Genomic DNA, 820 nt, shown 5'->3' on the forward strand with positions numbered 1-820 from the left:
GCCGAGTCGGCCACGCCCGGTTTCAGCGTGCCCGCCTCCGCGGCCAGCCCCGGCGGCGCCTTCGCGCCCCCGGCGCCGTTCAGCGTCCCCGACACCGCGCCGGCCGCGTCCTTCGCGGTCCCGCCCTCGGAGCCGCCCGCGCCCTACTCGTTCCCCGACGCCGAGCCCCCGGCCGAACCCGCGGTCACCTTCAGCAGCCCGGCGTTCGGCGCCCCCGAACCGGAGGCGCCCGCCGTCTCCTTCGGCGTCCCCGCCGCACCCGCGGCCTCCCCGCTCGCCGAGGACGACGACGAGGACGGCGCCTGGGACACCCTGCCCGACCCCGACGACCCCGAGGACGACGACACCGAGCTCTCCGCCGAGGACGAGGACTCCCTGGCGGGCCTGGGCGACGACGTCCCCGGCGAGTCCCTGCCCCCGGCCCCGCCCGGCTCGCCCGGCCTCGCCGAGGACGAGAGCCTCGTGGAACCGGAACTCGACGAGGCCCTCGCCGCCGAAGCGGTCCTGGACGCCCCGAGCCCCGGCGCCGACCTGGTCGAGACCGCCGGCGCCGCCGCGGAGGTCCTGCACGCCGTGTCCGTGCCCGACGTCCCCGAACCCGTGATCGACCTGGGCCCCAAGGCGTTCAGCGAAGCCGCGATCTCGGAGGCCACCGCCGCCGCCTCGGCCGCGCTCGAAGACGGCGTCACGCTCAACGAGCGCACCCCCGACCCGGCGCCGTTCCCCGAGCCGACCCCGCCGCAGCCCCCGACGCCGCCGGCGCCGACCCCGCTCCCCGAACCGGAGCCGGTCCCGCACCCCGAGCCGACGCCGCCGCAGC

The 820-nt window shown here is 79.3% G+C and carries 1 pseudogene; it reads left to right on the forward strand.

Annotated features, from left to right (window positions below):
• Positions 1-820, forward strand: a pseudogene (locus DI269_RS12930) (hypothetical protein); the annotation flags it as partial.

The organism is Glycomyces dulcitolivorans (genome assembly GCF_003265355.1).
Classification (GTDB): domain Bacteria; phylum Actinomycetota; class Actinomycetes; order Mycobacteriales; family Micromonosporaceae; genus Glycomyces; species Glycomyces dulcitolivorans.